The sequence below is a fragment of the uncultured Bacteroides sp. genome (assembly GCF_949298305.1).
Classification (GTDB): domain Bacteria; phylum Bacteroidota; class Bacteroidia; order Bacteroidales; family Bacteroidaceae; genus Bacteroides.
Map to the genome: position 1 here is coordinate 1 of NZ_CASFWU010000116.1, position 10031 is coordinate 10031.

Below are 10031 nucleotides of genomic sequence, written 5' to 3' on the forward strand. Positions count from 1 at the left end.
GACTGTCCCAGTAAGGAGTGGGAGTGTTGAAGATCACGTCGTCCTTCTGATGGTCGCCACAACCCCAACCATCGAGAATCATTAAAAGAGCTTTCTTTGCCATAATGTCTAAAGTATTTAAAGTTTGAATCAATGCTGTTTTATCGGGGGCACCACAGATTACGCAGATTGACACAGATTAAAAGCAAAGGGAATCTGTGAGAATCTGTGTAATCTGTGGTACCTTTGAATTCCGCCCGCAAAGTTACAAAAAAAGATGCGTATGTAATGGATTAATCTATGTTAAGTTAGCATGTCGCACACACGTTGTTGGACGGAAATGCCTACCTTTGGGCGCAACAGCGAACCTTTAACCTATTGTTCAACACTCATAGACAACATGAAAACATTGCTATCGTGCCTCCTGCTTCTGCTTTCAGGACTGCTGACGGCACAAACCATCGAGAACCCCACATTCAAGGCACGCAACGGGAGCATCCGCAACATCACCCGCATTGAGCGCACCCCCGAGTACACCAAAGTCTATATTCACGCCATTTTCCGTCCGCACTGGTGGATTATGGAAGATGGAGAAAACTATCTGGAAGATGCCGCCACCGGCAAACGCTACGCACAAACGGGCGCCGAAGGCATCGAACTGAAGAAGGAAACCTTCATGCCCGATTCGGGCCAGATGGACTTCGTACTGCTGTTCGAGCCCCTGCCCAAGGAGACACAGACCATCCACCTGATTGACCCCAACGGCAACGAAAGCAATACTTACGACATCTCGCTGGTGCCCACGGGCTCCAAACGGCCATCGCCCCTGGAACAGGTGGAGGGCAACTGGTTTGCCGACGACGCGCAAGGCAGCTGGACGTATGGCGTCCACGACTCGCTCGTCATCCTGAACAACCGGCTTTACGACCTGACCGACTGCCGCAAGAAGGGCAAACGCATCGTGCTGACTGCCCGCAGCCGCACCGACGGCTCCACCGTCACCCTGCAACTGACACCCCGCAAGGACGGCTCCTGCCTCATTGCCCCCGACGGTGCCGAAACGCGGCGCTACGTCCGCACCCGCCCCGAGACGGCCACCGCCGAAACCGACAAAGGTTATGAGAACTTCTTCCGCCGCGACAGCGTCTGCCTGCAAGGCTACCTGGACGGTTACGACCCGCGGCTGGGCTTCGACAGCGGCATCCTCTATCTGGAGGACGTCATCACCCGGCAGGACTACCCCACCGTGGTGCCCATCAACCCCGACGGAAGTTTCCAATGCACCTTCCTCCTACAACATCCTGTCTGCAAGAGCCTGACGCTGAACAATATCTGGATACCGTTCTATGCCGAACCGGGCGACACCGTCACCCTCTACCTGGACTGGGAGGACATCATGGCCCGCAGCCGTGCGCGCGACAGTTCCTTCCCCTTGCCCCACACCGCCTACATGGGGCAGAGAGCCTACCTGTCATACCTGGCCATGACGCTGAATGACAGCTTCCGATACTCCTACGACAAACTGAGCCAGGCGCAAAAGACGCTGACGCCCGCCCAATTCCAGGAGCAACTGAAGCCCGTCATTGCCCGATGGCAGCAGCAGGCCGACTCGCTCTGCCGCCTTTACGCCCCTTCGCAAAAGGCCGTGTCGCTGATACGCAACCAGAAGGCCATACAGGCAGGAGTCACTTACTTTGAGTACCAACTAAGCCGCGACTACTACGCCCAGCAGGACAGCACCAACCAGGCACTGAAGGTGCAGCCCGATGCCTCCTTCTACGGCTTCCTGAAGGAAATGCCCCTGAACGAACCGTCGGCGTTGGCCAACAGCAACATCAGCATCTTCATCAACCGCTTTGAATTCATGGACCCCCTTTCCGTCGCCTATAAAGAACAGATAACCATCCAAAACGATGATGCCTTTCAGGCCCTGCCCTTAGAAGAAAGACTGCTGAGGCTCCAGTTGAGCTTCTCCGAGAAAAAAGACAGCATCGTCAGCAGCCTGTGCGCCGCGCCCTCCCCATTGCTCTGGCAAATAGCCCGTATGCGTAGCCTGCGCTCCGCGTTGCCCCAGGTGCTGACGCAGCGCCGGTATGCCGAAGCCTTCCTCGGCCAACTGGAAAAGACTGTCACCCATCCCTATTTGCGGGCCACAGCCCGCGAACTGTTGGAAGAGCAGTTCCCCGACACTCCGGCGACGTCGTACCGACTGCCCGAAGGGAAAGCCACGGACATCTTCCGCCGCATCATCGCGCCCCATGCGGGCAAGGTGCTGTTCGTCGACTTCTGGGCCACCACCTGCGGTCCCTGCCGGGGAGGCATACAGGCCACGGCCCCGCTGCGCGAACAATACCGCAACCATCCCGAGTTCCAGTTCGTCTACATCACCAGCGAAGCCGAATCGCCCCTGAAAGACTATACGGAATATGTGGAGAAGCACCTGAAGGGCGAAGCCTGCTACCGCCTGGGAGACACGGACTACAAGTACATGCGCCAGCTCTTCCGCTTCAACGGCATTCCCCACTACGTCGTGGTGGAAAAGGACGGCAGCATCTCTACCGAAGAGGTGGGTGCGCACAACCTGGCCGACTTCCTGAAACGGCGTTTCGAGGCCAGGCAATGACCTGAAACGACACCGCGAAAATCGAAACAAAACCTAAAAAACAAAATCGGAGGCACTGCAAATGCCTCCGATTTCCTATCTTTGCGCCGCAAAAAATAAAATTGAGAACAACAGATATGGACGATTCAAACCCTCGAACGTGCAACAGTATTAATCCCTAACCGCGGACGGAGAACTCCTGCATCGCCAGCCTCCGTGCGCAACCTTAAGAAAGGAGGCTCTGACCGATGAGAAAGTATCTCTACAGCGAAAAAGGCTTCGTGGAGAAGCCTGTGTGGGCGCCCAACTGCTGGGTAAATGTAGAATGCCCCGACAACAACGATTTCCAATTCCTGACCCAAGAACTTAACGTACCCGAATCCTTCCTGGAAGACATCGCCGACTCCGACGAACGTCCCCGCACCGAGACCGAAGGCAACTGGCTGCTCACCATCCTGCGCATCCCCATGCAGAGCAACCAGCCGCAGGTTCCGTTCATCACCGTGCCCATCGGCATCATCACCAACAACGAAATCATCGTCTCCGTCTGCTACCACCACACGCAGCTGATACCCGACTTCATCCAGCACACACGCCGCAAGGGCATCTGCGTGAACAACAAGCTCGACCTCATCCTGCGCCTCATCCACTCCTCGGCCGTCTGGTTCCTGAAGTATCTGAAGCAGATAAACAACGACGTGGCACACGCCGAAAAGGAGCTGGAAAAAAGCATCCGCAACGAAGACCTGCTGCGCCTGATGAAGCTGCAAAAGACGCTGGTCTACTTCGACACCTCCATCCGCGGCAACGAAGTGATGATTGGCCGGCTGAAGAACATCTTCCAGAACAGCGGCCTGCTGGACATGGAACTGCTGGAGGACGCCGTCATCGAACTGCGCCAGGCCTGCAACACGGTGAACATCTACAGCGACATCCTGACGGGCACGATGGACGCCTTCGCCTCCATCATCTCGAACAACGTGAACGACATCATGAAACGCATGACGAGCCTCAGCATCACGCTGATGATTCCCACCGTCATCGCCAGCTTCTACGGCATGAACGTGGACATCCACCTGGACGCCTTCCCCCATGCCTTCCTGTTCATCGTGCTGCTGTCCGTCGCCGCCTCGGCCGTGACGTTCGTGTGGTTCAGGCGCATCAGGTGGTTCTGAACCAAATAACATAAAAAATCCGTTAGCAAATACACATGCCGAGCATGCCATAATGTAGGTGTCGACGCCTCCTAATGGGGAAGGCGGCGCCTGCTGTTTACAAGGTTATGTTGTTGATTAAACTGACAGAGGAAGCGCAACAAATATTTACAACTCAATATTCTAATCTACGTTCCTGCGACATATACTTACAGGGCTGTAGTTGTGTTTATTGAAATATATATCGTTGTTATGTTAATAGAAGTTTATATTGTCACAGCAACGAATAATTCCACAAGCAATAAATAAAGGAGAACTTCACAGTCCCCCTTTACTCACAAACATTATTACTATATGAAGTGGACTATTCTTTGTTTGAGAATAGTTTCTTAAAATTTTAATATTACTTCGTAACTTTTACAACTATGCTAGCAGAGTGAGAAGCTACACGGGTATCAGACAGTACATTGGTACTTTACACCGTAAACATCGGTAACTATAAAGTCGGCAAGCTTCAGTGTAGCGCTTGTACCACTGCCAACTTCAAAAGTTTTGCCAGGAATATACTTCAAGCTACCTTCAAAGATTTCAGATTTGATGCTCAGGTTGAAGTCCATAGTGATAGGGGCAACCTTAGCATTACCAAACGGCAGATACGAAACAATGACCTTGCACACATAGTATGCACCACCGAATGTAGCTTAGTTAATGCCGACTTTGTCTGCTGTAATGACAGAAAGACTGTCCTGCAATCACTTGTTAACAGTATAAGCCTTGTCCTTAGAAGTATAAACTTTGAATGTTACGTAAGCCCTATTCTTATTTGCAATACTGAACAAATCATATAAGTTATATATAATGATACTTCCATTTGTCAAACCACATGCAACAGCTTCAGTCTTACCAGCATTAAAGTATGCTTCCAGCGGCTTGAATTCGAAGGTAGCGGCACTATTGACAGTAACAATAGCAGAATGCATTGGGGCATTACCATTCAGGTAGATGGTTCCTAATAGAGGATGTACACACCATTCGTTGTGCACATCCTCACTTCCTTACTTATCCAATGTATTGGATATTAGCCCATGTACTATTCAGACGGGGTACCTGGATTAGGTTTAACTGTTACGGCTACATTGTAAACAAATGTCTTCCACTTATATGTAAAGGTAACCGGAATGTAAATGATGTATTCCTTATTAACCGGCGTACCGCTGTAGTTATAGTAAACCAATTCGTCTTTACCTCCAGAAGTTGTTCTGATAATCTTCACATTCTTTGGCAATGCACCATCTTGGTAACCTTCAACCGGTTCAATATTTCCATCAACTAACTTCAAGTTGGTCTTCAGTCTCGAAGGATCCAATTCACCGGTAGTCAGATCGAGGTATGGCCATTCACCTTCGTTTGCTTCATAGAATTCCCACAGTGCTTTCGGCAACCCGACTGTATTAGCAACGGTAGAATTGTTCCAGGCCTTGTATGTGAATTTACCTTCTATAGAGATACGAGAACCACCTTCCTGGGCATCAGTAAACGGTGCCAATGTCGGATCGCTCATAGTCAACGGTTCAATGATGAATGCCTCATAAGCCTTCACAGTCTTCACATTCCAGTCTTTGCCAACTGCATCGCAAAGTACCGCCTCCATTCTAACCGGAACATCTGCTCCAACCAATGCCTTGGCTGCTTCTGTCGGTTTCTCACCGGTGCGCGGAGCGTGGATTGCATTTTCCTCTTCCAGACGGATGTTGTAAGTCTGTTCTGCCGCATTCAAGAAGTTCTTTCTTTCATTGATAATCTTGGCAGCAACTTCACCGTTAATCCACAATATAGATACGTAGTAAGAGGTTCCATCAATCGTTTCCAGTCTATTTTGTACCGTAGCCTTCTTTGGCTCATACTTCATAGCCGAACGGTTGTAATACTGGTAAGTATAGTTATTGATGCGCGTATCGTCAAACACGAAACGAATGGTTTCATAAGGCTTCTTATAGAAATCTTCCTTCACTTTACCACAGTCATACCAAACGGCATCTTCTGCGAATAATGGCTTCGTACCTTCTTCATTCAGGAATCCGTTCAACAAGTCGGTATAAATGTTACAAGTTGCATTTTCATCCTTCCAGTCTGCTGCGGTTGTTTCCAGTTCGCCCCATGCCGGGTTGGATTCTTCCGTATCATAAACAATCGGGTTAACGTTGAAGATTGTGTACTTCGGATCTGTTGTCTTCCAGTATGTACCCAAGTGACCCCAAACGCCAAGTTCAGGCATGTTCACTCTTCTCTTCAATGTAATCTTCAGATCCGGATAAGACTTGGAATCATTTCTGTAGTAAACAACCTTGCTGAAGTCTTTGTACTTCTGACCCGGCCAGATGTTACCCATGGTTTCTGTTGTCAAATCCCAAAGGATGTTATAAGAATCTACACCACCTTCGGTATTGATTACGTTCTTAGCCGTACCATAAGGTTCAGAAGCATTTTCGTCAAATATCGTATAGATAGCCTTAAATTCTTCGTGAGTCATACCGCCTTCTTTAGCCTGGTGGTAGATTAACTCATTCATCATCTGAGTCGTTACACGGCTTTGGATACCACAAGCATAGCAAATCGGATCAAACTCGATTGTAATTTCCTTCACACCAATTTCTCTTGTCCACTTTACTTTCAGATAACGCTGTGCAACCAATGCATTACCGTTTTTGGTGTCGACCAACGATACACGTACAATAGGCTCACGACCGATAGCTGTAGCAGATGTTCCTTCAATTGTATACACCTTTGATGTCATGATACCATTGGACGGCGAATCAATTTTTGCAAACTTCTGCTGGTCGGTCTTATTGGTATTGCCTTCAGGACCTCCTAAAGTGATATACGGAGCTGCTGCCAGACTGAAGCGGAATTCCAAACCATAATCCTTGTAATTCTTGAACAGTTCGTGTTGGGCATGATCCTTCAATGCCTCTTCTTCATCAGAAACACAAACAGTTACATACTTCTTCAGATCCAGTTCTTCGGCATAGTCTGCATAAATGTCAATATCCTTACCTGCTAAAGATTCATATGTACAAATGGAGTCACGATAGTGTACATAGAAACTTCCATTAGCATCTGTCTGAACTTCGTCAGCAAAATAGTCGGTAGTCAAAGGTTTGCTGAAATTTGTTCTGATATTGGCAATATAAGGCACTTTAACCAGCTCTTCAATACGCGAATATTCAGAGTTCACATAGGTCTTTGTCCCTGCTTCATAAGCTTTCCGTTCCTCAGCATCCAGATTTTCCTTAGCAATGGCAGCTTTAGCCGATGCCATCCAGAATTTTTCTTGTCCAGGTGCCGGGTGAGCATCGCCCGTGCTCATGATTCGGTCGTTCAAGAATTCTTTGTTTTTCTTGAAAGTAACAGTCATCAGGCTCTTATCAATTTTAAAGCCAGTCACTTCAATAGGACTGTTCTGCTTAATCAGGTCACTTTCAGCTGCACGAGTTATGTTTTTAGAAGTCATGCAGTCGAAGGCTAGACTTTCCAGATCCTGCGTACGGACACCCATATTAGGACTTACCTGATAATATGCCTCGTTCTTCTCACTAGACAGATAACGTACTTTCGCACCCGCTACAGCCGTGTGGTCCAATACAGGCCGTTTGGTGTGATCGGCAGGCGTTGTCATTACCGGATGCAATGGGTCAGAATAATCCGTTACAGCATGTCCTTTAATGGGGGTATATACCTGCGGAGTATATTTCAGCGAAGTGAAAATAATGGCAGGAATACCATTGATATGCTGCGTAGGAACCAAGTTCATGCTTGTCAGACGATGGCCAGCAGTCTGATAACTTCTTCGCTTAACTGGGATACTTTTGCAGCCAAAGCATTCAGCTCATCGTCTGTTACAAATTCACTTAGAAGTTCAGCTTTCAGGGCTTCGATTTTCGCATTTACGTCTTCCAATGAAGCCTTTTTGTCCAACTCCTCCTGAATTTTCTTTTCAGCATCAGCAATTGTCTGCTTCAGCATTTGTTCCATTTCTTCCTGTGTCACTCCATCAGGAGTGTTTTCACCAACTTGAGCCAAAGCTTCTTCAGCTTCAGCTTTAGCAGCCTGAGCTTTTTTGATTGCTTTATCAGCATCAGCGACTGCCTTATCAATGGCAGATTCAACGCTACTGATTTCTGATCTTAACTCCTCAATAGAAGCTTTCTGATTCACTTGCTCCTGCAGATTAGCAATCTCATCATCGTAATCCTTGCAAGAGGTAAATGTTCCAGTAGAAGCCATCAATAGGGCACCCACTAGCATTACATTAAGATACCTTCTTCTCATAGCACATAACATTAATAAGTTAAACATGTTTTCAGGTCTTTCCCTGTTGACTCACAAATGTAGTCCGATCCGCTTCATCAAGTTAGGATTATTAAAGCAAGAATAAGGATTTTTAAACTCAATTCTATTCTACAAATAGGAAAATTGAAGCATTATTTTTTAATAAGCAATTAATAATCAGCATATTAAAAATCCTACTAAAAACAGCATTCGTTTCTCATACATCCGTAATTTTCAGCCTTCGGATTATCAAAAAGCAGACTGTTTTAGGCCTCAAAATTTGCCATCAATCTAAATTGAACCCAGATTTGAAAGCATAGATTCTTTTTTCCCAGCAATAGTAAACGATAAATAAGGAGGGGTAACAACAGCAGAATTGCAGGCACGCCAGTCTGCATTTATTAGAAAAGTGGCGAGTAACTGTGAATGTGCAGTTCAGCTAACCACACAGCTTACGTTACGAATGTAATATTAACTAATTAATCAGAGATCTCCCGAATGACTTTTATGCACTTCACTCCAAATTCGGGATGAACATACGTCCTTATTGAGGCGTTTTACGGAACAATGAAGGGGTTGTAGAAAACAGTTGTTTGAATACGCGCGTAAAGTAACTGGTATCTTCGAAACCACAATTCATGGCAATCTCACCGATAGGCTGCTCTGTGGAAACCAGCAGGCGCTTGGCTTTCTCCATACGGATTAACAAGATATAAGCCGTAGTACTGTAATTAGTTATAGCTCGTATTTTACGATTCAGTTGAGACTTACTGACACAAAATTTGTCTGCAACCATTTCCGCATTCAATGCCTTTTCAGATAAATGTTGATGTATGAATTCTGTCAGATTGTTCAAGAAGTCACGGTCGGCAGGACGCAATTCAACGTTCCCCGTATTGCCCTCGCACAATGCTTTCGAGTATTTTTCACGCAGGATGCGCCGCTGGTTCAGGATATTTTCAATTTGCAACAATAGTTCGTCGGCATTGAAAGGTTTCAATAAATAAGCCTCTGCTCCAACTTGTATTCCCTTCAATCTATCGGTTTCCTCACTTTTCGCTGTTGTAATGATGATAGGGATATGGTTGAGCGTTTGCGAACTGCGTATATTTTGGCACAAGGTGTATCCATCCATCTCGGGCATCATCAGGTCGGTAATGATTAAGTCGGGCATATTTTCATTGCATACGTTCAAAGCTTCACACCCATTGTGCGCATGCCTGATCCGATACTTTCCCTCAACGAGCTTATGAATGTAGAATGACACATCTTGGTTATCTTCCACAATCAGAATCAACGGATTAGCATTCTCTAAATGTTCTTCATCCATTACGGTTATATCACAAGCTTCAGCAGGCTTTTCATTGTTTTCCGGCAAACTACTCAAAGCAGGTTCATTTTCTTCAGCCCGAATTTCAATATGAGCCTTTGGATTCTGTAAGGGTATCCGGATGGTAAATTCGGCTCCCCCCTCTTTGCTGTTGGCAGCGGTGATGCTTCCATTCATGCTTTCAACCATTTGCTTGACAAAAGCCAATCCGATGCCGGTACCCATATTATTTTTGCTGTTTAGCCCCTGGTAAAAAGGATCAAAGATGTAAGGTAGTTCTTCCTTGGCTATTCCTTGCCCGTTATCAGTAATCTGTAGAATCAACTGCTTATCGGATGCTGTGGCCAGATGAACCTGTATCATACCTTCTTTGGGAGCGAATTTAATGGCATTACCAAGCACATTCTGCAATATTTTATTGATGTATTCTGGTATGTAGTCCACCTGCAGAGTCTGTACTTGTGTGGTGAAAATGAGCTGGATATGTTTGGCATTCAGATAGCAACGATAGCCGTCCAAAACTAACCGAACGTAAGAGACAATATCTGCATGCACCCATTTCTGCTGTTCCATACCTGGAGCCGATTTGGCTGCATCAAGCAACTGGTTAACCAGCCCGAGCAGACTGCGGCTTTGT

At 47.0% G+C, this 10031-nt stretch carries 6 protein-coding genes; 2 read left to right on the forward strand and 4 right to left on the reverse strand.

The genetic code is table 11. The features are described 5' to 3' along the window. Window positions 1-379 precede the first annotated feature (379 nt). Window positions 380-2602, forward strand: a complete 2223-nt coding sequence (locus Q1Y74_RS12675; protein WP_300814673.1) for a thioredoxin-like domain-containing protein — start codon at window positions 380-382, stop codon at window positions 2600-2602. Between the two features lie 227 nt (window positions 2603-2829). Continuing rightward, window positions 2830-3756 carry a magnesium transporter CorA family protein gene (locus Q1Y74_RS12680; protein WP_300814674.1) on the forward strand — a complete coding sequence of 309 codons (927 nt, stop codon included), beginning with the start codon at window positions 2830-2832 and terminating at the stop codon, window positions 3754-3756. A 434-nt stretch (window positions 3757-4190) separates the two neighbouring features. Here Q1Y74_RS12680 and Q1Y74_RS12685 read toward each other — a convergent pair whose 3' ends face one another. The 4 genes from Q1Y74_RS12685 to Q1Y74_RS12700 all read right to left on the reverse strand — a co-directional run. Then, complete coding sequence (locus Q1Y74_RS12685) at window positions 4191-4352, reverse strand: hypothetical protein (RefSeq protein WP_300814675.1); 162 nt, start codon at window positions 4350-4352, stop codon at window positions 4191-4193. 473 nt (window positions 4353-4825) lie between these two features. Then, window positions 4826-7546 carry a hypothetical protein gene (locus tag Q1Y74_RS12690; protein ID WP_300814676.1) on the reverse strand — a complete coding sequence of 907 codons (2721 nt, stop codon included), beginning with the start codon at window positions 7544-7546 and terminating at the stop codon, window positions 4826-4828. Between the two features lie 5 nt (window positions 7547-7551). After that, entirely contained in the window at window positions 7552-8091 is a 540-nt protein-coding gene (locus Q1Y74_RS12695) for a hypothetical protein (protein WP_300814677.1), read from the reverse strand. A gap of 517 nt (window positions 8092-8608) precedes the next feature. After that, window positions 8609-10031, reverse strand: a 1423-nt coding sequence (locus Q1Y74_RS12700; RefSeq protein WP_300814678.1) for a response regulator, incomplete at its 5' end; no start/stop codon positions are given.

Bases quoted from the DNA above. Each gene is read 5' to 3' on its own strand.
- Q1Y74_RS12675 (WP_300814673.1), top strand. From the start codon at position 380: ATGAAAACATTGCTATCGTGCCTCCTGCTTCTGCTTTCAGGACTGCTG.
- Q1Y74_RS12680 (WP_300814674.1), top strand. From the start codon at position 2,830: ATGAGAAAGTATCTCTACAGCGAAAAAGGCTTCGTGGAGAAGCCTGTG.
- Q1Y74_RS12685 (WP_300814675.1), bottom strand. From the start codon at position 4,352: ATGGACTTCAACCTGAGCATCAAATCTGAAATCTTTGAAGGTAGCTTG.
- Q1Y74_RS12690 (WP_300814676.1), bottom strand. From the start codon at position 7,546: ATGAACTTGGTTCCTACGCAGCATATCAATGGTATTCCTGCCATTATT.
- Q1Y74_RS12695 (WP_300814677.1), bottom strand. From the start codon at position 8,091: ATGTTTAACTTATTAATGTTATGTGCTATGAGAAGAAGGTATCTTAAT.